Source organism: Bacteroidia bacterium (assembly GCA_027493955.1).
Classification (GTDB): domain Bacteria; phylum Bacteroidota; class Ignavibacteria; order SZUA-365; family SZUA-365; genus JAOSJT01.
Genome location: JAOSJT010000001.1, coordinates 1,116,503 through 1,138,509, shown reverse-complemented (window position 1 = coordinate 1,138,509; position 22,007 = coordinate 1,116,503). Strand labels below are relative to the sequence as shown.

Here is a 22,007-nt window from a genome sequence, read left to right as displayed (position 1 = left end):
ACTTGTGCGCTTACGCTCGGAGCGCTTGCTCCAGGTCTGTGATCAATTCGTCGACATCTTCTATGCCGACGGAGATACGGACCAAGCCATCGGTAATGTGAGCCTGCTCGCGTTGTTCCTTGCCCATGGTGAAATGCGTCATGCTGGCGGGATGTTGAATCAGAGATTCCACGCCACCGAGACTGACCGCCAATGCGAAGAGCTGGACGCTGTTCATGACCGATATGCCGGCTTCCATACCGCCCTTCAGTTCACAGGCAATCATTGATCCGTATCCGTCCATCTGTTGGGTTGCCAGTTCATGTTGCGGATGACTGGGCAAACCGGGATAGCGTACCCATTCGATGGCGGGGTGTGTTTCGAGCCATTGTGCGATTTTCATCGCATTATCGGAGGAACGTTCAGTGCGGAGATGCAGTGTTTTCAGCCCCCGATGCACGAGGAAGGAGTTGAAGGGATCAATCACACCGCCGAAATTATTCAGCGCCTTGCGGAAGGTGGTATAGGTCTCTTCATCCTTCACGACGATGATACCACCCACAACATCCGCATGCCCGTTCAGGGATTTTGTCAAACTGTGCACAACGACATCGGCGCCCATTTCCAGCGGTCGCTGCATTACGGGATTCATGAAGGTATTGTCAACGACCAGTTTCGCCTGCGCGTTCTGTGCAATGGCGGCGATTGCCCTGAGGTCGCTGATTACGAGTGTCGGATTTGCTGGTGTCTCAATAAAAATGACACGTGTCGCGGGACTCACCGCCGCCGCAACCGCTTCGGTGCTCGATGAATCGACGAAGGTGCTCTCGATACCGAAGCCGGTGAGGTAATTCTTCAGAAGGGTGCTGGTCGGTCCGTATACGGACTCGCTGCACACCACATGGTCTCCGGCTTTCAGGAGCGTTGCCAGCGCGGTGTGAATCGCCGCCATGCCGCTGCCGCAACCGAGGCCGTGCGAGCCGCCTTCGAGAATCGCGATCGCGTTTTCCATCGCCTGTATAGTGGGATTGAGCATGCGGGTGTAAATGTAGCCGTCGCCTTTGCCGGCGAACAGATCCGCCCCGTGCTGGACATTTTCGAATTTGAACGTCGACGTCTGATAAATGGGTGGAACCACCGCGCCGAAACGGTCTTCCTCGATGCCGGCATGAACGGCCTGTGTTGCTTTGGCTGCGTCACGAATGGATTTCACGATAGAACTCCGATATAATACGAGAGGAAAAGGTGCATTTCCGGTCGGAGAAGAGGTCCCGCATCGCAGGAGTGTTCTGAACGAGGTCCTGCGGACCGGAAATAAAACATACTGAATAGTCCGATGCGAGAAAACGTCAATCAAAGAAAATCCAATCCACGCCGATACGTACGGCGCGGTCGAACATCGGATAAAACTGCGTCGTGATATACGGCGTGTCGAATGCGTTGTGCAACACGACGTGAATGGTCGCTCTGTCCTTGATGGTGGCGAAAACGAAGGCATCCACTCGCCACATGTCGGTGTACGTCCATGCGTTGTCCGGAGATGCGTACGTGAAGAGCCCCGTGAGCGGGTGATAGCTCAGCGGCAAATACGCGCTGTTGTAGTTGAACGACCCGCCGATGCGCAGATCGAGTGTCCCTTCGATCAGTGATCCCCGATAATACAGCTCCGCCCGGTACGATCGTTCAGGCGCGAGCAGGGAACGCGCGACGCTCTGCGTCCTGTCCGATTGCAGCAACGTCCCTTGCTGATCGAGGAAAAAGCGCCACAGCGCGATACGGATATCGGCGCTCACTCCGGAAAGGTTTTCGCTTTCTCCTGTCTCGGTGACTGCCAGACTGTATCTGCCGGGGAGGGTACCTGTCATGGGCGTACTGCGCAGCAGAAGTCGGTTTTCCGCTCTGCGCTGGAATACGCGAACATCCGCATTCAGCCAGGCCAACAGCACCCGTGCGCCCAGCTCGGTCGTGCGCAAATCTTCAAGCGGCGCTTCCTTGGGCAGCGTCGCTGACGCTCCCTCGCGATACCATTGCTCGGTAAGCGAATATATCCTGGGGGAGTACGATACGCCTCCCCACACCGTCAGCGCATCTCCGATGCGAACATCAGCCCCCGCTCCCGCACTCAACGCGCTCCTGCCGTACATGTTATCCAATCGCGCCATTCCTGTCGCGTGCAGTGCTCCCAGGGTCAAATCCAATTTGCCGCGCAGCATGGTGTTCAGGCCGCTGCGTGAAAACATCTCGCCGCCTTTTTTTGCGCTGTAGGGAGAGGCCGATGCCGCCAGGTTCAATGTGGACCAGCCGAGGTCGTTCGTATGGCGAAGCTCCACTGCAGTTCGCGACCAGGCATCGGTGATGTTGAGCAGAGGGTCGGCGATGCTGTCCACCAGGAGCTCCTGCATGCGGTCGTGAAAGCGGCTCACCTCGGATTGTGCCGTGAATCGTACATCCGTGACATGCGCGCTGTCCTTGTCCCACTGTATCCGGCCGCCGCCTTCGGCGGTATACCGCTGCCGCTGTGTGGACATCGTGGTATTCACGAGCGATGCCACTTTCGCGTCGAAGGCCTCCGTGCTGAAGGGCTCGGTTCCATCCACCGGATAGGGGTAGAGATTGAGGTCTGCGTCCAGTGGTGGCGCGACACCGCCATTGAGCAGGGTAATGCCGTCGTCGTAGCGCAGCGCCACTCGCGCACTCACTGCGGTACTGATCTGATTCCGGTAGCGCAATCGCAGATTCCAGCTCTCATGCCTGTTGTTTGCGAAGCGTGCCGCGTCGTTTGAACCGGATGTACCGATTACGGTGCGGGTTCCGGCGATGAACACATTCTCCCGGTCCGACACGTCCAGGGTAAACATTCCGTCGGTGTAGAGGTATTCGTTGGCCGCTTCAGTATGACGAAGCCGTGTTACCGGACGGGGCGCGTGCCATTCCTTCTCCACAACATCGGCTGCGAGCACGGCACCGGGGCCGCCCAGCCAGAATGCGTCGTACTGTGCGGAGATGCTGAGTGTGCCTATGTCCTCGATCGGGATTTGATGCATCTCCGGGCCATCCGTCAAGGCGCCGGCAAGATCACTGCCGTTCAGCGTCATCGTCCACTGGCGGGGACCCGATCCCATGCGCCCCAACCAAAGCGGCTGTCCAAAATTCCCGAGACTGAACTCCTGTATCCCCGCCATGGCGCCGAGAACCTCGCCGGCATGGTGATAGGACAGCAGGAGAATGGAGTCCCGCGACAGTGTGATATGCGCAGGTGACGGTCTGCCATGACGAGCGAGCGACAAGGGGGCGGTGACAGGGGAGGTTCCCGCATCAGCGGCAGACGATACGAATGTCGTGTCATCAGGTGTCGCGACGCTGTCAATTTGTGCCCAGGCCGTCGTGTTGATGATGAGCAGGCACGAGAAGAGGAAGAGAAGTCGTGTCACAGCCGTCTCCCGCGCAGTAATCGCGCACTCTGTATCCGCAACAAGGTCTTCACCAGCGGTGTCCGGTACCAATAGGCCTCAACGTACGGATGTTCGTACGGTCCGAAACTTCTTTTGAACTCGACCACGCCGGGTGTGTTGGCGCCCATGAAATCAAACGTTTTCGCACCCTCCGCGGAGTAGCGGAGAAGGATGGTGTGCAAGAGAGAATGCGACCCGGACGGGGCCACAACCGGGTCGGCACCGGCAAGCCAGTCGTACACCATATCGCCATCCCGTATGAGCGCGCGGGCAGCTGCCGGCACACCGTCCGCACGGTACGCGGCAAAACAATGCAACAGTCCTTGCTGCCGCAGCCGGGAGAGCCAGCCGCGCATCTGTTGCGGCGGCGTGGGAGGGAGTATTCCGTGGCGCAGATAGCTTTTTTCATACAAGTCGATGAGGAGGTCAACAGGAGCATCGTCACGAATCGTCAAGGGTACTTCTGAAGCTCTGCGGATTTTCCGACGCAGGGATTGACTGTATCCGTTCCAGAGTCGCTCAGGATTCGAGAGGTCGAGGCGCAGACTCAGACGGTGCTGCACATCCCATTCGCGGGAAGCAAGTATGGAGATCAACGCATTATCATGCGGGAGGGACAGAGAGGCGAAATGGCAAAGCTGCTCGCTTTCGCTCAGCAGCGCCTCACAGGCTCCGGGATAGTCTTCGGGAGCAAGCGTGTGCAGAAGCCCGGAATAGAGGCTCATCGGCAGTGCACCGGAGTAGCGTAGCATTCCCTTTCGTTTCAGCAGCAACGGAATACCCGCACGAATCATCTCCCCGTCGCCCACAAGAACGCAATATGCCTCACGACCGTACATATCGGCGAGGGTGCGCAGCCAGTCGCCGGACGTAAACACAATCCCTTTGGCTCGCCGGTGCAGTTCTTCCCATTCTGCACCGGCATCGTCAAGTCGCGCCGTCTCGACCATCCACAACCTCATCCCGATGCTCCTACAGAGTGAGCGATACGGTTTCCGCCGCGATGTGTAAGCTGATGCGGTACAGGTACTCCGTGGCAACGCTCATCTGCTCACCGACACTCTCGGCACGCGCGCTTTTGCCGGCGATCTCTCCGCTCAGTCCGGATATCTTGCTCCTTTCCGCCGGATTCATCCAGAGTGCCCACAGTTGCGAGACCTCAAAGGTGCGGAATACGCCATTGATATACCTGTCCTCATCCATGCTCGATACCTTGTTTCCCTCCTTGTAGCGGTCTTCAATCTGCTCGAACGCCTCGATATACAGTCCCTCGGAATCGATGTCTCGCATGATCATGGTACAGAGCATATACACGCTTTTGGCGATTGCCGCAGCGGCCCGTACTGCCTGAATGTCCGGCTTGAACATCGAGACGGTGGCGTTGTGTATGCCCTGAATCTGCCGTTGTTGCTCTTCGCGTCCCACAAAACGCATTTTTGCCAGTATCGCATACATGTTGTACACACCGGTAAGACCATTCATTATGCGTCCGGCATCGTCTTTCACAGTCTCGTCGGAGTTCCGAAAGCGCCCCATTTCCGCCTGAATCTCCTTCGTGAACTGCCCCTGCTTGTCGAACGCCCGTGCCGTCACCGTCAACACTTTGAAGAGTGCCTGCAAATCGACGATCATGCTCTGAATCTCGTCCGGACGATCCGCGGCATTCCGGACGGCCATAATCTGTTTCAACTCTCTTTGCAGCTCCGCTTTGAGCTTCGGATCCGCGACACGCGGGACGTGGACAGAGTCATCCACCGCGTCGCGGCCTTCCATACGGCCTTCGGCAGCGGGCTGAGCAGGGGAGTCCTTTGTACCGGCCTCGCGCTCGCAAGCGGTGGCGGACAGTAGTGTGATGGAGAAGAATAACAGAGTATAGAGCAATCTCATTGCGGCGTGACCTTACTGGTTGCGATGGAGGAAAGGATGGATTCAAACGTTTGCCCGAAAAACTGGAAGCTGCTGTTCTCATCAACGACCGCAAGCACGGCGATCTGTCTGTTGTTGAGGACATCGGCGAGAATCGTCAGTTTGCCGGACAGTGTGCCGCCTTCCGTTACGGTCGCATTCTCACGGCGCAGGACGACCGGATCCGTTGATCCGCCATTACCGGATAGTGCAAAGACGCTGTCGGGCACGGGCACAGGGAGCGTCGCGATGCGCATAATGGCCTGCGGGAGTAAGGTTGTCGGATCAATGTACGTGAGTTCGATGCCTGCGCCTGCGCTTCCGTGCCCTGGTATGCCGAGCGTGCCGCGGGTGGAGACATCCCAGGTAATGGGGTAGCGTACGGACAGTCCGAGTTTCTGCGCTGTGTATGTGGATGTGCCTTCTTCGCGCACACGTGTGGAGAACTGTCGTTCCTTCTGCCACCAGGATGCTTCGAAATCACCGCTTTCCGCGAACGGTACCACCCAGCGACCGCCTTGTCGCCGCAGACGGAACGTGCCGACGCTCTCGAACGTCGTCGAATGCACTTGCACAATGAAGGTGCCGGTGAGCAGCGCCTCGCTGCTGTCGCGCATCTCTATGTCGATGATGTCGAAACGTGAGAATGTATAGGAGAAGGGCGGCACACCCGCATTGGCCCGCTCCACGAACCAACGTTCGAAGCCGGCAGCGTCGTTTACTCCCTCTTCTCGCAGTCGCGACCTGCTGACACGCGAGAGCAGGCCGAATGCGGATTGAAAGGAACGCTGTGCGTCAAAGACGCGCACCCACTCCCGAAAGGCGTCACGCGCTTCGCGGTAGAGCACGATTTCTTCCGGCAGCACATTCGGCTCCCCGCGCTCCTCCTTGGGAATTTCCTTCTCATTGTTACCGCAGCCTGTTGCGACGAGCGCGAGCAATGCTGCGATCAGAAAGGGGAATGCTGTGATGCGTGCTATTCTGTCCATTTTGATAAAATATGCAAATTCACCGCGTGGAAAAATTGAGTTTCGCTGCGCGGATTGCATGGATCGGAGCGGATCTGCGGCGCGGACCGCCGCGCTGTTGATACGGAAGGTCATGGTCCTTCGCGGATGGACGGAGCGCGGGGAAGACGTGGCGCAGGCAGTGTACAACGTCCTCGAATGATCAACTCCGAATCCCAAGGTGTACCCGGAATCAACGTACCACCAACGAAATCATTCGCGGCAAACCGTCATCATCCGTGTCCACCCGCGGAGCAATCTCCGCACGTTTCCGTAAAACCTGCATTTCTTGATTTTATGGCTGTTCCTGCCTAACTTAAAGTTCTGTATCGGATATTCATCATTGTTCAGAGTAACTATTTGTATGGGTTCTACGACTGATTTTCGCAACGGTCTTATCATTCGCTTCAACGGCGATCTTCACACTATTGTTGAGTGGCGCCACCACAAGCCGGGAAAGGGCGGGGCGATGGTTCTCACCAAGCTGCGCAATATGCGTACCGGTTCCGCCTTTGAGCAACGCTTCCGCCCTGGGGAGAACGTGGATGTCGTGCGTGTGGATCGCCGCAAATTCCAGTTCCTCTACCCTGAAGGCGATTATCTCTGCTTCATGGATCAGGAGAATTACGAGCAGATACACGTAGACGCCGTGACTTTCGGTGATTCCGTTCGCTTCCTGCGTGAAGGAGAAGTGTGCGAAATACTCATGGATGGCGACACACCGATTTCCGGTGAGCTCCCCATCACGGTAGAACTTGTCGTCACGGAAACCGAACCCGGCGTGCGCGGTGATACGGCGCAAGGCGGCAGCAAGCGCGCCATCGTCGAAACGGGTGCCGCGGTGGTCGTACCGCTCTTCATCGAACAGGGCGAAAAACTGAAAATCGATACGCGCACCGGCGCATACCTCGAACGAGTGAAATAGTTCTCCTCCTTTCACACACAGGAGCCGCAATGGATCTTCAGTATGTCAAACGACTGATAAAAATAGTCAACGAGTCGGAAATCGCAGAAATCGAGATAGAGGAGGACGGCAAGCGCGTCCGTATCACTCGTGCCGTGGCCGCACAAGCCGTGCTTCCTGCCGTCCAGCATGTCGCGGCAGCTGCCCCCTCCGTTTCTCCTGTCCCGACCGGCCAGGCCGAGATTCCCCCCGCGGCTCCGCAGCCCGCTGTTGCCGGTAGCTATCACGAGGTGCGCTCACCCATCGTCGGAACCTTCTACCGCTCTTCATCACCCGATGCAGATCCCTACGTGCAGGTCGGACAAAACGTGACCGCCGGTGACACGCTCTGCATTATCGAAGCAATGAAAATCATGAACGACATCGAGTCCGATATTTCCGGCCGGGTCGTGAAAGTGCTTGTGGAGAACGGACAGGCCGTCGAATACAACCAGCCTCTGTTTCTTATCGACCCGTCCTGAAGTCCGGGCCGATACCATTTCGACTAAACCGAGACTGCCGTGATTTCTAAAATTTTAATCGCGAACAGAGGCGAAATAGCCCTCCGCATCATCCGTACCTGCAAGGTTATGGGCATTAAAACCGTCGCGGTGTACTCGACGGCCGACGAAAACTCCCTGCATGTCCGTTTTGCGGATGAAGCGGTGTGTATCGGTCCGCCCCAGGGCAGGGAGAGCTATCTCAACATCCCCCGCATCATCAGTGCGGCTGCCATCACGGGTGCCGATGCCATTCACCCGGGCTATGGCTTCCTGGCGGAGAATCCCGGATTTTCCGAAATCTGTACCGATTCCGGCCTTGTTTTCATCGGTCCGTCACCGCAAATGATTCACCGCATGGGCAATAAGTCGCTGGCAAAGGAGACGGTCGCGGCTGTCAACGTGCCAACGGTACCCGGCAGCGATGGTGTGGTGGAGGATATGGATCACGCGCTGCGGCTACTCGACAGCATGGACGTGCCTGTCATGATCAAGGCCTCCGCTGGTGGCGGAGGAAAGGGCATGCGCATCGTTCGTCACCGCGAGGAATTCGAGAAACAGTTCCTGATGGCCAAGGCCGAAGCCGAGTCCGCCTTCAACAACGGCGACTTGTACATGGAGAAGTACATCAATCGGCCCCGGCATATCGAGATTCAGGTGCTGGGTGATAAGCATGGCAACGTCGTGCATCTCGGCGAGCGCGATTGTTCCGTGCAGCGCCGCCATCAGAAACTCATCGAAGAAGCCCCCTCCACCGCCGTCACGCCGGAGTTGCGTCAGCGCATGGGCGAGGCCGCTGTTGCCGCTGCGAGGAGCATCGCCTACGAGGGAGCGGGAACCATCGAGTTCCTCCTCGATGCCAACGGCGATTTCTATTTCATGGAAATGAATACACGCATACAGGTCGAGCACCCCGTCACCGAAGCGGTAACCGGCATCGATCTCATCCGCGAACAAATCCGTATCGCCGCAGGTGAGGAAATAGATCCCCACATGTTCAAGGGGCATCAGGGGCACGCAATCGAGTGCCGCATCAATGCCGAGGATCCCGCGCACGACTTCAGGCCCTCGCCTGGCCTCATCACAACATGGCACATGCCCAGTGGTTACGGCGTCCGTGTCGATTCTCATGTGTACCAGGGGTATGCCATACCGCCGTATTATGATTCCATGATCGGCAAGCTCATCGTGCACGGCAAAGACCGCGCTGAAGCTCTCGCTCGCGCCCGTCAGGCGTTGGAAGAGTTCGTGATCGAGGGGGTACACACGACGATTCCGTTTCATAGAAAAGTGATGGAGCATCCGGCGTTTATCGATGGTGATGTGGACACGCATTTTATCGAACGCCTCGACATAGCATAAAACGTTCTCATTTCAACCCAGGAGCTAGTATGCAATTCCCGGAAAATCTCAAGTATACCGATTCGCATGAATGGGTCCGTCTCGAAGACGGTACCGCGGTTGTCGGCATCACAGAGTACGCGCAAGGCGAGCTTGGCGATGTCGTGTTTATCGACATTCCTGAAATGCGCTCCGTCGTCTCGGGTGAAAGCTTTGGTTCCATCGAAGCTGTGAAGACCGTCTCCGACATCATCGCGCCGCTCGGTGGCACCATCACCGAAATCAATCCCGATCTCGATGGCAGCCCCGAAATAGTCAATTCCGATCCCTATGGCAAGGGTTGGATGGTGAAAATGACCATCGCTTCGATGGACGAGTATAACGCGCTGCTCAGTGCGGACGAATACAAAGCACTCATCGGCAAATAACGTAACGCAACAATTTCCTGACCGGTCGGACAACGTATCCGACCGGTCATTCATTATCCCTCCATATTTGTCGCCATGCATCATACCGAATGGATCTGCATCGTTGATTTCGGGTCACAATACACGCAGCTCATCGCTCGCCGCGTCAGGGAGCTCGGCGTATACTGCGAAATCCATCCCTGCCACACCGCTCTCACGGCTATCAACGCCAACAATCCGAAGGGGATCGTTCTTTCGGGCGGACCCAGCAGTGTGTACGAGGATGGGGCTCCGGGCATCGATGCGTCGGTATTCAACCTGCACATTCCGATTCTGGGCATCTGCTACGGATTGCAGCTCATCGCCGTACACAACGAAGGCGCGGTGGATCCCGCCGCGCGCAGGGAATACGGCAAAGCCGAGCTCATCATTGACAGCGGCGACGATTTATTCAAAGGGGTGAGTCAGGAAACCGTGGTCTGGATGAGCCATGGCGATGCGCTCACCCGCATCCCGCGTGACTTTGAGACTATCGCGCACACACCCAACGCACCCATCTGCGCTATACGCAACAGCGCGAAGCGCCAGTACGGTGTGCAGTTCCACCCGGAAGTCGTGCATACTGCCGAGGGCGCGTCCATACTCTCGAATTTCGTGTACGGCATCTGCGGTGCGGCAGGCGGATGGAATCCCCGTTCCTTCATCGAAGGCTCCATCGAGGACATTCGCGCAACCGTAGGCGACGGACGCGTCATCTGCGCGCTGAGCGGAGGGGTGGATTCCGCTGTTGCTGCCGTGCTGCTGCATCGCGCCATCGGTGATCAACTGCAATGCATCCATATCGACAACGGCGTGATGCGCAAGAATGAGAGCGCGAAAGTGGTCGAGACCTTCCGCGACGTCTTTCACATTCCGCTTAAATTCGTGGATGCCACGGATTTATTCCTCAGCCGTCTCGCCGGTGTGACCGATCCCGAAGAGAAAAGAAAAATCATCGGCGTGACCTTTATCGAGGTCTTCGAGAAGGAAGCGAAAGAATTCAGCGACGCCGCCTGGCTTGCACAGGGCACCCTGTATCCGGATGTGATCGAATCCGTGAGCTTCAAAGGTCCCTCGGCCACCATCAAATCCCATCACAATGTCGGGGGGTTGCCGGAGCGCATGCATCTCAAGCTCATCGAACCCTTCCGAGAATTGTTCAAGGACGAAGTGCGTCGTGTCGGACGCGAACTCGACATGCCGGCGCATATTCTCGACCGTCATCCTTTTCCCGGCCCCGGACTCGCCATACGTGTCTTGGGCGAGGTAGAGAAACCGCGCCTCGACCTCCTGCGCGATGTGGATGAAGTGTACATGCAGGAAATCCGTAAAGCGGGAGAGTATGACAATATCTGGCAGGCTTTTGCCGTGCTGCTGCCCGTCCGTTCGGTAGGGGTGATGGGAGACGCAAGAACCTATGAGTACACCGTGGCTCTCCGGGCCGTCACCAGTCTCGACGGGATGACCGCCGATTGGGCGCGCATTCCGTACGATGTTCTGGAGCGTATCTCCAACAGGATTATCAATGAGGTACGTGGTGTGAATCGTGTCGTGTACGACATCAGTTCCAAGCCGCCTTCGACCATCGAATGGGAATAGCAGCGTGAACGAACACCGCGTACAGCAATTGCTGGACGAAGCGCGCTACTTCGAGCAACACCGTATGTGGCTGCACGCGGTGCAGATGTATCAGCGGGTGATCGAAATGGTGCCCGATGATATTCGTTACCGCATTCGGCTTGGTCAGGTGTACCTGGAAATGGGAAATCTCAACGCATCAGAGCAGGTGCTGCTCCGCGCACTGAAGCATGAACCCCGTAACCACGAGATTCTGTATTCCCTGGGTGTCATCTGCTATCAGAGCGGAAATTACGAGCGATCGCTCTTTTATCTTGAACGACTGGCGCCGAGCGATGATGCAAAGGCGCATTACTCGCTGGGGATGGTGTACTGGCAGCGCGGTGAACTGGAGCATGCCGAGCGTCATTTTCATCGCGCGCTGGAGCTGCAGGACAATCATCTCGACGCGGCTCTCGCTCTGGGCGAAACCCGTCTGCGCAACGGGAGGAACAGGTCCGCCATCGAGGCATTGCAGCGAGCGACGCAGATCGATCCACGCTCCACCGTGGCACTCGCCGCACTGGCTTCCGCACATCTTGCGGCGAGACAGTGGACCGCCGCAATGAACGCTCTCGAGCGCGCCCTGCTCATCGAACCGGGCAAGGCCGAGCTGTTGCTTCCACTTGCGGGAGCCATGCTCCGTGCAGGTTTTCCGGACGAAGCCGAACAGGTGTACAAGGAAGTGCTGCAAAAAGAGAGCCATCGTGAAGCCGCGCTTTTAGGACTCGGGCGGGTTGCCCTTCTCAAATCCAACCGCGTGCGTGCGGAGGAATATTTCACCCGTGTGCTCGAAATCGACCCGGAGAACGAAGAAGCGCTCGAACAATTGCAATATCTTGCCCCGCACGGCAAGCTTCCGCAGTGACGATGTGTTACCGTGAGCCCGCTGTGCATTCGGTGCGAGTACCCGCGCTGTCGTGTCCGTGCTTCGCCGGTACGCACGATGATGTCGCTCCATACCCGTCTCTATGGCATCGCGTGTACCGGTGTTCGATGAAATGCTGCACGTCGATCATACAGGGCGAGGCCCGGGTTCTGTGATTGATGGAATGTGCGGACTGACGTGACGAGCATTGGGCGCACGAACTATCTTCCGAGGCACGCCATCATGGTTGTAACGTGAAACTCCGGGGATACGGATTCTCTTCTCCGGAACGTATTTCAACCGTTGTTCATTTTTCCTTTCATTTTTCACCTTTCATCCACCACTACCCATGGATTACCGTTTCCCCTTTGGCCAGCCCCTTTCCATTCGGACACAACAGGACAGGTCTCCCAAATCCACTTTCATACTCGGTGCGTACGCCGGAGCGGTGCATGCATGCTGGACTGATGCGGAGGGCGAGATACTGGTAAAGGCCCTCGCCGTAGCGAGCGAGCCGGAGATGTATTGGACCGGTGACAAGTCCGGGATCACATCAGAAGACATCGTTCGTGCAATAGCGGTTCCGCCGGGAGCAGGTACGCTTGGTGCTACAGCCGAGGGGTTTAACGGACTTGCCGGACGCGTACTCGATGGGCGCATACTCGAGCCGTTGGGTCTTACACGCACGGATGTATGGTTATGCGATTGTGTGCCGCATACCTGTCTCAACAACGTACAGCGAAAAGCGATCCGACGGCAATACTTCCACCGCATGGCGCAGTTTCATCTGCCCATGCCGGACATGCCCGGCGTACCGGAGCTGATTACGGAACAACGCTGCGAGGAAATCATCGGTGAACTGCACGAATCGGGCGCCGAAAGAATGATTGTTCTCGGAGATCAGGCGCTCCATTGGTTTGTACGTCCCGTTACGGGCGACTGGGAATGGCGGGATTTGCATGATTTCGTGGATGACCAGGGATACGGCGCCGTTGTGCGCAGAAGTATTGCCGGCCGGGAAGTCGACATTCTGCCTCTAGCGCATCCCCGGCAGATTGCGCATCCCGGGGTACCGGATCCCACATGGTACGACTTACACAACGCGTATCTCGGCTGAATCGCACCTACAGACAAGTACGGAAACTGTACCTACCATAGCCGTACATGATTCGTAGACAGGTGACACGGATTATGCGGGGGAGGGCGGATTTACATGTCCTTGCGGCCTTCGCTCTCCACGAGAGCAGCACGGAGATGTGACAGCGATGCGGGCGACACTCCGGCGAGCTTTGCCGCGGCCAGACTCAGCGAGCGATACACTTCCGCGCTCAGAGAGTCGAACCCGAGGAGTTGTTCGAAATGCTGCAAAAGCACGGTCGATTGACCGCGCGAAGCGGGACCAGTAAGGGAGGCCCGCGGAGCGGTGTGCTGCAAACGCGAAAGCACTTCTTCCATCATTGGTAACAGGAACGGCAGGGTTCTGTCCGGAGATTCCACCGCAGACTTCCGGAGTAGCTCCTCCGACAGCGCGGCGAGGACGGTGGGGAAATTGCCGGCAAAGACGCAGGCCGCATGATACAGTGCCTTCTGATCCGTGGCGATGCGCAATGCGGACCAGCCGAAATCCCTGGCCAGAGCGACCGCACGCGCATAAAAAGCGTCCGTACCCTCGATACCACAGCCGATTCCGCGGAGCGGGGTCTCTCCTGCGGACGCGATGAAGGACTGTATCGGATGTATCGAACCGGTGAGCATTCCGGCGTCTTCCAGGGGAAGCAATTCCGCCGATGTTCGAACACCGGAGGTATGGAATACGAGCGTTCCGGTGCGGAGTGTGCCTTGCGTCACCAGCTCCTTCGTAACGATACCGATCTGCTCGTCTCCGACGGCAATAACGCAGGCATCAACGGGTACATCCGGGATATCAGCGACGCGCGCGTGCAAGCGCCGTACAATTTCGTTATCTAATCCCGAGAGCTCCTCCAGACGCGGATCCACTCCCCAAAGAAAATCAAACCCCTGCATGATCGCATGCCGCGTCATTGCGAGACCCACACGACCCGCGCCAACGAGACCGAAGCTTCGGGTGATCACGGACGTTTCCCCGGCATGGCCGCGCTGACAATGGCGCTGAGATACCCCACGACGCGTTGCGTATCGCCCGACACATCGCCGGAGGTGCACTGCTTGAGCACCGACACATTGTCGGCACCGAGCTGCGCGCAAGCGGAAAGGACGACGGCAATGGGTCCGCCGCCGCAAGCCTCGCAGCGGTGTGTGGCCAGGTCGTCCAGCAGTTTCATGGGCAGACCCTCCCGTATGTCCTTCGCCGCTACGTTGTCGAGGCCCACGGCGGTGAGCTGGTCGTGAAAATGCGACAGATCGCTTGAGGCGATGATGATGGTATTCGCCGGATTCACCGACGCGGCAAGCGCATCCGCCAGCAGAGAACAATGCTCCGCGCGCTGATCTCCCATCACTATCGGGAGGATTTTGGCGTCGGGATTGACACGCTGGAGAAAGGGCAGATGTACTTCGATGGCATGCTCGTCTCTGTGGCCCAGGCTGGATTCGTGAATGACCCCGCGCGATGCGAGCAGCTTCTCCCGCAACTCCACATCCACATTGATCAGGCCGAGCGGCGTACGGTAGGCATCGCCCTCGAACACCGAAATACCATTGAAATACTCACGATGGCTCGGGGACACGATAACCGCAGTGCGGAAGTTGTGTCCGCGCAATCGGGCATACGCTGCTGCGGCCACTGATCCTGACCAGGCGTACCCGGCATGCGGTGCGATCACACCGAGAGGCAGAGCACCCGCATGCGCTTGGGAGTGCTCATCGAGCAGACTGTCGATGTGCAGGCTGAGCAGCGTCGGATCCGCCGGATAGAACAAGCCGCTCACGGCGGGTTGCCGAATGTGCATTGCTTTCATGTGGTCCTCGTGTCCTGTGCTGATTGCACGATGTCTGAAACGTCCTCCTCACGGAAGACTATGCCGCAAAAGCGCGAGAGACGTGCACGACCGCTTCTCCACGTGTCCAGTGGAAGGTACGCCTTGCGGCAGAGGGCCGAGAGAAATTCCTCTGCGGTCCAGTGATGCTCCGTCGCCACCTGCGGGAGCAGTAATCCCCGTCGGCCGTCATGGTCTATGCGAATACCATGCTTGCCGAGTTCAATATCTTCCGGCCCATGAATATCCTCGAGAGGACCGAGCAGGGTCACCTCGACGCGCAGCCGGGGAAGCTCGCTGCGCTCAACAGGCTCGAAACGTGTGTCTTCCATCGCTGCGCGCGATGCAGCTTCCGCGAGCGCGATGCTGAAAGGTACGCTGATCTCCACAAAACCGATGCACCCTCGAAGTGCACCGTCCACACGTACCGTCACGAACACGCCACTCGCGATGATGTTTTCGGGCACATCCGGCGGGGTTACCGTGCGATCCCCGCGTACACGCGCCTCGATGACCGTGCGCGCGGTGCGGAGAATGTCGGGAGCGAGGCGCCGCTGTTCAGTGGCTGATATCATGCGTTGGCTGTTGATTGCGTTGGTTGTTGATACCGAATTGTATTGCCTTTGAAGATCGAGGAATCTATCTTTTGAATTGGCGTCAATCTGGCTTGGCGCCCGCTGATTGACGACTCGAACGTCTCGATAGCAGAATATACGAAATCAACCGCTCCCTGTCATGTACATGACGGGGTGCGGACATGAAAAAGGAAAGCGATGAACTTTCGTAGCTCCATCTCCATACTCGCAGCTACCGCTGTACTTACCGTGCTCGTGCTCGATCAGATTCCCACCGATGAGCGACAGCTGATCTCGTCCTGGCGTGCGCAGCACAAGGCGCTCAAGGCCGAACGACGCGCGGATGCACGCGCAGGAAGGGCGGGCGACAACCCGAATCTGGATCACTACATCCTGCCACGGACCTGGAATGCCGATCGCAGTATCTCGCGCGGTTTGCAGGAAGCGATTGCACTGCAATCCGTACAAATCGGACTGCGCAAGTCGGCATTCGGCATGAACTGGACGTTCGTGGGGCCTTCAACCATCGGCGGACGTGTACGTGTCGTGAAATATCATCCGACCAATCCGGATATCATGTACGCGGGTTCGGCGTCCGGCGGTCTGTTCAAATCCACCAACGGCGGCGGCTCCTGGCGTGCGATGAGCGATCACCTCCCGACACTGGCCATCGGCCACATGGCGTTCGATCCGGTCAATCCCGATATCATCTATATCGGGACGGGCGAGGGTTCGATGAATTGGGATAAGGTGTATGGTGACGGACTGTATCGCTCCACTGACGGGGGAGAGACCTGGACAAACCTCATGCCCGGCCTCGTCCGTGACAATGATCTTGCGATCAACCATGTGGAAGTGCATCCGGATAATCCGAATCTCATTTTTGCAGCTGCATCCTTTGGCGGCGGCACGGGTGCGCTGTTTCGCAGCACCGATGCCGGCGCATCCTGGCAGGCGGTATTGAATGGTCCGGCGCGCGATGTGCTTATCGACCCGCATAAGCGCAATCGCGTCATCGTGGGTTTCGGTAATTACAATGGACGAAGCAGCAACGGACTGTATTACTCGGACTCGCTCGGCACGCGATTCACCTTCAACAAAATCGTGACCAACCTGCCCAATCCCGATTCCATTGGGCGCGTCGTGCTCGATGCGAGTGTGTCGCAACCGGGACTGATCATGTGCGCCATGTCGCGAGCTCCGAAATTCGCGCCGACCGAAAATGAGGATTTCCTCGGGGTGTTCCGCTCCACCGATCACGGCATCACGTGGGAAAAACTCGCATCGTCCACGCAGGCGAACATGCGGCAGGTGCTGCGCTCGCAGGGCGATTACAATCTGCACATCCGTATTCATCCGACGAATCCGAACGTCGTCTTTCTTGGAGGAATCGAATGGTGGCGCAGTACGAATTCCGGTGATTCCTTCTCGCGCATAACCAACCGCGACGGCGCCACCAACAGCTCATGGGTGGACATGCATTACATTTCCTTCCATCCGCAAAATCCGAAAATCATGGCCATGTCCAGCGACGGCGGTGTGTTCCGCACGAACGACTGTCTGGCCGCGAGTGTCATCTGCGAGGAGTTGAACTCCGGTCTTGCATGCATGCAGTTTTACGCAATGGATTTCGACAGACGCAATACGAGACGTATCGCCGGGGGAACGCAGGATCGCCGGAATAATCTCGGTAATTCCAACAGCCCCGGCGGATGGCGGCGGCTGAGCTGGGGGGGAGACGGGGGCTATGTGGCCTTCGACTATACCGACTCGACAATATTTTACGTCACTTCGCAGTATGGCAATCTGGGGCGCACCACGAACGGAGGGAACTCGTTCGAGGGCGCGATCTCGGGTCTGACGCGTACGGATGCGAGCGGCAATTATATGTTCAGTTTCGTCACGCCCTTCATCATGCATCCCACAGAACCGAAAACCTTGTTCCTGGGGGGAAACAAACTGTATCGCACTGTCAATGGTATGCAGAGCTGGACGGCGATTTCCGATGACCTGACAAACGCGACGAGTTCGCTCGCACAGATTCAGGACCTTGCCTTCTGCAAATCCGATCCGAACGTCCTGTACATGGTGACGGGTTTTTCGGCGCGTGCCTGGAAAACAACCAACGCCATGGCGCAGGCCGGGAGTGTGACGTACACGCGCATCGATGCCGGGCTGCCGCCGCTGTATCTGGGTGAGGTGGCGGTACATCCGACGAATCCGGATATTGCCTATGTCGGCACCGCGGCATTTTCCGCCACCACCGGGGTGTACAAGACCACGGATGGAGGGAACACGTGGAGACATATGAAAGGTGGTAGCGAGGCGACCAGCCTGCCTGCCATCCCAGTCGGTGGCATTGCGATTTATGAAAAACGACCGGACGTTGTGTTCGTTGGCACCGACGTGGGCGTGTATATCAGTGAGGATGGGGGAGAGAACTGGACTCCCTACGGTACGGGGCTCCCCAATGTGGTGATAGACGATCTGAAAATCACGCAGGACGACATTCTCTATGCCGCGACGCACGGTCGTGGTATGTGGATGACCAGTGTTGTTGTCAATACACCGGAAGTTCCGAAACCTTTGGTCATGCAGCTCGGACAGAATTATCCCAATCCCTTCAATCCGAGTTCGGTGATACCATTTTCGCTCTCGCATGCCGGTCATGCACGTATCAACCTCTACGACACCGACGGGCGGCTCGTCCGCACACTGCTCGACGAACCCCGCGAAGCAGGGGAACACCGCATCGCCATCAACGTCAACGATCTCCGCAGCGGCGTGTATATCTACGAACTGGTCTCCGGACGGCAGAAACAAACCCGAAAACTCATGCTGCTGCGGTAGAGGGAGACTGCGAGAGCGGAGCGGGGAACAGAGAGCTGAGAGCACGTCCCTAAAACCTTGCTCACTCCGCACAAGAAACTCGATTCGGTATACCGAGACCTACAAAACGAAAGCAGAGTCCGCGGACTCTGCTTTCGTTTTGTCTATTATGGTCTACCGCATCGGGGTGCTTGTGCAGCATGGGCCATGTCGCACGGACGTGCGCTCCGCGCTCCTCTACGTACTTGCCGTACGTGCACCAATGAATTTCTGATACAGCAGCAAGCCAACGATACAGACGACGCCGATGCAGCTGAACACCAGCCACAACTCCGAGGTGTAGGCGTGGGCCGAGATATCGGTTTTCGTGAGACCGAGCTGCGCCCCGATCTCCAGGGCCTGATCAATCGTCGCTTTGACCGGGAAATCGCCGAATCCCCTCTCCACCGCCACGGAACGGACAAAGTTGATCATCGGATTATCGATGAACAACACGTACAGCTTCGCACCGAGTACGCCGCCGATAAGCGAACCGAAGGCGCCATAAAGGAAGCCGAAGCCCATGTACGTCGCTTTCTTGTCGGGAGGAGCGATAAGACCGAGATAGCTGATGAACTTCGGATGCGCGGTCATTTCCCCAATGGAGAAAATGATAATGCCGGCCATGAAAACCCAGATATTGGTGTTGATCGCCAGAATGGCCATGCCCAGTGTGCCGAGAGAGATGCCGGTGATCATGGTGGGCAAAGCCTTCGTTTTGCTCACGATGCGTGATATGAAGAGTTGCAACAGGATGATGGTGCCGGCGTTGATCACGGTCACGTGCTCCACATCGAAGCTCCAGTTGATGCCGAAGGTCCCCTGTATGAAGCCGTTCAATGGTGAAGCGTCAACAAAGGCTTTGACGTACCAGAGTACACTGTCGAACATCTGGAAATACAGAATCCAGAACCAGGAGTAAATAAAAATGAACAGAATGAAACGCCAGTCCGTGACCACCATCCAGAGCTTGCCCAGAATTTCCCGAATGACCGTGCCGAAGGATTCCTTCTCCTTGCGCGGCTCGATGGGCTCCTTGTACAGGAAAATGGTGGGAATGAGCATAGCGCCCGTGCCGATCGCGGAGGCGATGATGACGTAATGCCAGGATATGGCCTTCAGCATCGGGACGATGATGAGCGGGAAAAGGAAGGCCCCGAGATTGATCGTCCAGTAAAAAATACCGAAACCGAGCGTGCTTGTACGCTCGTCCGTCATTTTTGCGATCGAACCGGAAATCACCGGCTTGAACGTCCCGGCGCCGAAACCCATGATGACCAGACCGAAAAACACGGCGCTGTATGTGGTCATCTGGCTTGTAAGGAAGTAGCCGCCTCCCAGCAATGTAAAGGCCACCATAAGCGTCTTGCGATAGCCCATGCGGTCGCCGATCGCCCCGGTGAAAATGGGAAGGAAATACAGCAGCGGCTGAATCGTACTCTTGATGACTCCGACACCTTCCTTGGAAAATCCAAGGATGTCCGTCATGTACACCGAGAGTATGCTCATCATCCCGTAATAGGAACCGCGTTCGAAAAACTCGAACAGAATGACGACCCAGTAGGTTTTCGGAAAATCCTTGAGTCGCGGCTTGTCGTGTGTGTCTGTCATAGGCGCACAACGTCGATATAGTGAATAAAAGTGGATACTCGCCGGGGCGGCACAGAATTCAAGATACGAATTCTGCACGCTTCAAACGACAACGGCACCCGAAAAATCGTCGGAAACCGCCGATTTTTTGTTTCTCAAAGCATGATTGTGTACATTCATAATTGTCGCGTATTGACGCGAAATGTATGGCGGTAACCGTGGCTTCCCACTTTCCAGCGCAAAGGATCCATTGAAACAGCATATCCGAATCGCAAGCGGACAGGGCTTCTGGGGCGATCTCATCGATGCTCCGTATCATCAGGTGACGCGGGGACCGATCGACTATCTCATGATGGATTTCCTCGCGGAAGTGACCATGTCCATCATGCAGAAACAGAAGCTGCGTGATCCCTCCCTCGGGTACGCACGCGATTTGCCTGGACAAATCGGTCGTATGCTCCCGCATATCATGGAAAAGAACGTCCGGGTGATTACCAATGGTGGGGGAGTGAATCCTCTTGCATGTCGCGACGCAATATTCCGTGAAGCGGACAAAGCGGGTATCCGCGGCCTGCGCATTGGCGTGGTCCTCGGTGACAACATCCTCGACGACATTGACGCGCTGCTCGCACAGGGTATCGAACTGCGCAACATGGAAACCGACGCGCCTCTGCGGGACATCCGCGATCGCATTGTCTCCGCCAATGTGTACTTCGGTGCCTGGCCCATCGTCGAGGCGCTGCGTCAGGGCGCCCAAATCATCATCACGGGCAGGACCACCGACACTGGCCTTACTCTTGCGCCGATGATTCACGAATTCGGATGGACGGAAAACGACTGGGACCTCCTTGCCGCGGGTACAGTCGCCGGTCACATCCTCGAATGCGGCGGACAGAGCAGTGGCGGGAATTTTCTCGGTGACTGGAAATCCGTTCCGGATCTCGCGCATATCGGTTTTCCCATCGCGGAAGCGCATCCCGACGGCACGGTCGTCATCACCAAGCACGAGAACACCGGCGGACTTGTGTCGGAAGCAACGGTAAAGGAGCAACTGCTCTACGAAATCGGCGATCCGACCGAGTACATCACCCCGGACTGTATTGCCGATTTCACCTCCATACGTCTCAGGCAAGAAGGGGAGAATCGGGTGCGGGTCTTCGACGTCAAAGGCAGGCCGTACACGCCGTTCTATAAAGTATCGGCCTCCTATCACGACGGCTACTCCGCCACGGGAACGCTAACCTACGCCTGGCCGGATGCTCTGGAAAAGGCCCAGGCCGCGGATGCTATTTTACGTACGCGTCTGGCGGATCTCGGGCTTGAATTCGAAGAAATTTTGAGCGAATTCGTCGGCCACTCTTCCTGCCTTGGTCCGCTGGCCACCATGCCCGCCGAGATCAACGAGGTGCTGCTGCGCATCGGTGTGAGAGGCAAGAACAAAGAGCATATCGCCCGCTTCGGGCAGGAACTCGCGCCGCTTATTCTTACCGGACCGCCATCGGTGACAGGATTCGCCGGCGGACGACCCAAGCCCAGCGACGTTATCGCATACTGGCCGGCGCTCATTCCGAAAGCCGCTGTCACTCCAAACGTTATCGTGGAGGAGCGCTGATGTCCCTACGCCGCATCCGTCTCATAGAAATTGCGCACGCCCGCTCCGGGGACAAAGGAGATGCCGGAAACGTGGGAGTCATTGCTCGCGATGAACGCTTCTATCCCATTCTGTTAAAAGAACTTACCGTTGATCGTGTGAAGCGGCACTTTGAGGGTATTTGCTTCGGTGCCGTCGAGCGTTTCGAACTTCCCAATATCGGTGCGCTGAATTTCATCCTCCATAACACGCTTGGCGGCGGAGGCACGGTGTCGCTGAAAAACGACGCGCAGGGCAAGACTCTCAGCTCCGCCATGCTGCGCATGGAAATCGACATCGACGAAGAATTGCTCTACGACTGATCTCAA

20 protein-coding genes are annotated in these 22,007 nt (G+C 57.2%); 11 read left to right on the top strand and 9 right to left on the bottom strand.

All coding sequences use genetic code 11. The annotated features are described in order from the left end of the window. Positions 1 to 10 precede the first annotated feature (10 nt). The 5 genes from M5R41_04550 to M5R41_04530 all read right to left on the bottom strand — a co-directional run bounded on the left by M5R41_04550 (position 11) and on the right by M5R41_04530 (position 6,325). Positions 11 to 1,192, bottom strand: coding sequence for a PLP-dependent aspartate aminotransferase family protein (locus M5R41_04550; GenBank protein ID MCZ7555657.1), 1,182 nt, complete (start codon positions 1,190 to 1,192; stop codon positions 11 to 13). A gap of 136 nt (positions 1,193 to 1,328) precedes the next feature. Next, a complete protein-coding gene (locus M5R41_04545; GenBank protein ID MCZ7555656.1) occupies positions 1,329 to 3,410 on the bottom strand; it encodes a TonB-dependent receptor in 2,082 nt (693 codons plus the stop codon). Further along, entirely contained in the window at positions 3,407 to 4,393 is a 987-nt protein-coding gene (locus M5R41_04540) for a GNAT family N-acetyltransferase (GenBank protein MCZ7555655.1), read from the bottom strand. The genes M5R41_04545 and M5R41_04540 overlap by 4 nt, the downstream gene beginning before the upstream one ends. Positions 4,394 to 4,403: 10 nt before the next feature. Next, positions 4,404 to 5,318 (bottom strand): hypothetical protein, encoded by a 915-nt coding sequence (locus tag M5R41_04535; GenBank protein MCZ7555654.1) that lies wholly within the window; start codon positions 5,316 to 5,318, stop codon positions 4,404 to 4,406. After that, the gene (locus tag M5R41_04530) at positions 5,315 to 6,325 is read right to left on the bottom strand and encodes a hypothetical protein (protein ID MCZ7555653.1); all 1,011 of its coding nucleotides are present in this window, start codon (positions 6,323 to 6,325) and stop codon (positions 5,315 to 5,317) included. Before M5R41_04530 ends, M5R41_04535 begins: the two co-directional genes overlap by 4 nt. Before the next feature lie 58 nt (positions 6,326 to 6,383). Here M5R41_04530 and M5R41_04525 point away from each other — a divergent pair, with 58 nt between their 5' ends. From M5R41_04525 to M5R41_04490, 8 genes are all read left to right on the top strand, one after another. Then, a complete protein-coding gene (locus M5R41_04525; GenBank protein MCZ7555652.1) occupies positions 6,384 to 6,506 on the top strand; it encodes a hypothetical protein in 123 nt (40 codons plus the stop codon). A 201-nt stretch (positions 6,507 to 6,707) separates the two neighbouring features. Beyond that, complete coding sequence (gene efp / locus M5R41_04520; protein MCZ7555651.1) at positions 6,708 to 7,268, top strand: elongation factor P; 561 nt, start codon at positions 6,708 to 6,710, stop codon at positions 7,266 to 7,268. Positions 7,269 to 7,297: 29 nt separating this feature from the next. Beyond that, complete coding sequence (gene accB / locus M5R41_04515) at positions 7,298 to 7,768, top strand: acetyl-CoA carboxylase biotin carboxyl carrier protein (GenBank protein MCZ7555650.1); 471 nt, start codon at positions 7,298 to 7,300, stop codon at positions 7,766 to 7,768. Between the two features lie 39 nt (positions 7,769 to 7,807). Next, the gene (gene accC, locus M5R41_04510) at positions 7,808 to 9,148 is read left to right on the top strand and encodes an acetyl-CoA carboxylase biotin carboxylase subunit (protein MCZ7555649.1); all 1,341 of its coding nucleotides are present in this window, start codon (positions 7,808 to 7,810) and stop codon (positions 9,146 to 9,148) included. Between the two features lie 29 nt (positions 9,149 to 9,177). Beyond that, complete coding sequence (gcvH, locus tag M5R41_04505; protein ID MCZ7555648.1) at positions 9,178 to 9,555, top strand: glycine cleavage system protein GcvH; 378 nt, start codon at positions 9,178 to 9,180, stop codon at positions 9,553 to 9,555. A 75-nt stretch (positions 9,556 to 9,630) separates the two neighbouring features. After that, entirely contained in the window at positions 9,631 to 11,172 is a 1,542-nt protein-coding gene (gene guaA, locus M5R41_04500) for a glutamine-hydrolyzing GMP synthase (GenBank protein MCZ7555647.1), read from the top strand. Positions 11,173 to 11,176: 4 nt separating this feature from the next. Continuing rightward, positions 11,177 to 12,058, top strand: a complete 882-nt coding sequence (locus M5R41_04495; protein MCZ7555646.1) for a tetratricopeptide repeat protein — start codon at positions 11,177 to 11,179, stop codon at positions 12,056 to 12,058. 349 nt (positions 12,059 to 12,407) lie between these two features. Then, a complete protein-coding gene (locus M5R41_04490) occupies positions 12,408 to 13,175 on the top strand; it encodes a hypothetical protein (protein MCZ7555645.1) in 768 nt (255 codons plus the stop codon). Positions 13,176 to 13,267: 92 nt separating this feature from the next. Here the strand turns inward: M5R41_04490 and M5R41_04485 are convergent, their stop codons facing one another. From M5R41_04485 to amrA, 3 genes are read right to left on the bottom strand one after another with little or no spacing between them, the layout of a single operon-like run. Beyond that, positions 13,268 to 14,152: a DUF2520 domain-containing protein gene (locus M5R41_04485; protein ID MCZ7555644.1), complete on the bottom strand. Its 885-nt coding sequence runs from the start codon at positions 14,150 to 14,152 to the stop codon at positions 13,268 to 13,270. Next, the gene (amrB, locus tag M5R41_04480) at positions 14,149 to 14,997 is read right to left on the bottom strand and encodes an AmmeMemoRadiSam system protein B (protein MCZ7555643.1); all 849 of its coding nucleotides are present in this window, start codon (positions 14,995 to 14,997) and stop codon (positions 14,149 to 14,151) included. The genes M5R41_04485 and amrB overlap by 4 nt, the downstream gene beginning before the upstream one ends. Next, complete coding sequence (amrA, locus tag M5R41_04475) at positions 14,994 to 15,590, bottom strand: AmmeMemoRadiSam system protein A (GenBank protein ID MCZ7555642.1); 597 nt, start codon at positions 15,588 to 15,590, stop codon at positions 14,994 to 14,996. The genes amrB and amrA overlap by 4 nt, the downstream gene beginning before the upstream one ends. A 198-nt stretch (positions 15,591 to 15,788) precedes the next feature. Here amrA and M5R41_04470 point away from each other — a divergent pair, with 198 nt between their 5' ends. Next, positions 15,789 to 18,440, top strand: a complete 2,652-nt coding sequence (locus M5R41_04470; protein ID MCZ7555641.1) for a T9SS type A sorting domain-containing protein — start codon at positions 15,789 to 15,791, stop codon at positions 18,438 to 18,440. A 216-nt stretch (positions 18,441 to 18,656) separates the two neighbouring features. On the opposite strand, the gene M5R41_04465 is transcribed toward M5R41_04470, so the two are convergent. Next, positions 18,657 to 20,069: an MFS transporter gene (locus M5R41_04465; GenBank protein MCZ7555640.1), complete on the bottom strand. Its 1,413-nt coding sequence runs from the start codon at positions 20,067 to 20,069 to the stop codon at positions 18,657 to 18,659. Positions 20,070 to 20,298: 229 nt separating this feature from the next. On the opposite strand from M5R41_04465, the gene M5R41_04460 reads away from it, so the two are divergent. Then, on the top strand, positions 20,299 to 21,660 hold the full coding sequence (locus tag M5R41_04460; protein MCZ7555639.1) for a DUF1446 domain-containing protein: 1,362 nt from the start codon (positions 20,299 to 20,301) through the stop codon (positions 21,658 to 21,660). Beyond that, on the top strand, positions 21,660 to 22,001 hold the full coding sequence (locus M5R41_04455; protein MCZ7555638.1) for a hypothetical protein: 342 nt from the start codon (positions 21,660 to 21,662) through the stop codon (positions 21,999 to 22,001). Before M5R41_04460 ends, M5R41_04455 begins: the two co-directional genes overlap by 1 nt. Positions 22,002 to 22,007: the final 6 nt, after the last annotated feature.

Excerpts from the sequence above, each read along its gene's own strand:
- M5R41_04540 (MCZ7555655.1), bottom strand. The coding sequence starts at position 4,393 with ATGAGGTTGTGGATGGTCGAGACGGCGCGACTTGACGATGCCGGTGCA.
- M5R41_04535 (MCZ7555654.1), bottom strand. The coding sequence starts at position 5,318 with ATGAGATTGCTCTATACTCTGTTATTCTTCTCCATCACACTACTGTCC.
- M5R41_04530 (MCZ7555653.1), bottom strand. The coding sequence starts at position 6,325 with ATGGACAGAATAGCACGCATCACAGCATTCCCCTTTCTGATCGCAGCA.
- M5R41_04525 (MCZ7555652.1), top strand. The coding sequence starts at position 6,384 with ATGGATCGGAGCGGATCTGCGGCGCGGACCGCCGCGCTGTTGATACGG.
- efp (MCZ7555651.1), top strand. The coding sequence starts at position 6,708 with ATGGGTTCTACGACTGATTTTCGCAACGGTCTTATCATTCGCTTCAAC.
- accB (MCZ7555650.1), top strand. The coding sequence starts at position 7,298 with ATGGATCTTCAGTATGTCAAACGACTGATAAAAATAGTCAACGAGTCG.
- gcvH (MCZ7555648.1), top strand. The coding sequence starts at position 9,178 with ATGCAATTCCCGGAAAATCTCAAGTATACCGATTCGCATGAATGGGTC.
- guaA (MCZ7555647.1), top strand. The coding sequence starts at position 9,631 with ATGCATCATACCGAATGGATCTGCATCGTTGATTTCGGGTCACAATAC.
- M5R41_04490 (MCZ7555645.1), top strand. The coding sequence starts at position 12,408 with ATGGATTACCGTTTCCCCTTTGGCCAGCCCCTTTCCATTCGGACACAA.
- amrB (MCZ7555643.1), bottom strand. The coding sequence starts at position 14,997 with ATGAAAGCAATGCACATTCGGCAACCCGCCGTGAGCGGCTTGTTCTAT.
- amrA (MCZ7555642.1), bottom strand. The coding sequence starts at position 15,590 with ATGATATCAGCCACTGAACAGCGGCGCCTCGCTCCCGACATTCTCCGC.
- M5R41_04470 (MCZ7555641.1), top strand. The coding sequence starts at position 15,789 with ATGAACTTTCGTAGCTCCATCTCCATACTCGCAGCTACCGCTGTACTT.
- M5R41_04465 (MCZ7555640.1), bottom strand. The coding sequence starts at position 20,069 with ATGACAGACACACACGACAAGCCGCGACTCAAGGATTTTCCGAAAACC.
- M5R41_04455 (MCZ7555638.1), top strand. The coding sequence starts at position 21,660 with ATGTCCCTACGCCGCATCCGTCTCATAGAAATTGCGCACGCCCGCTCC.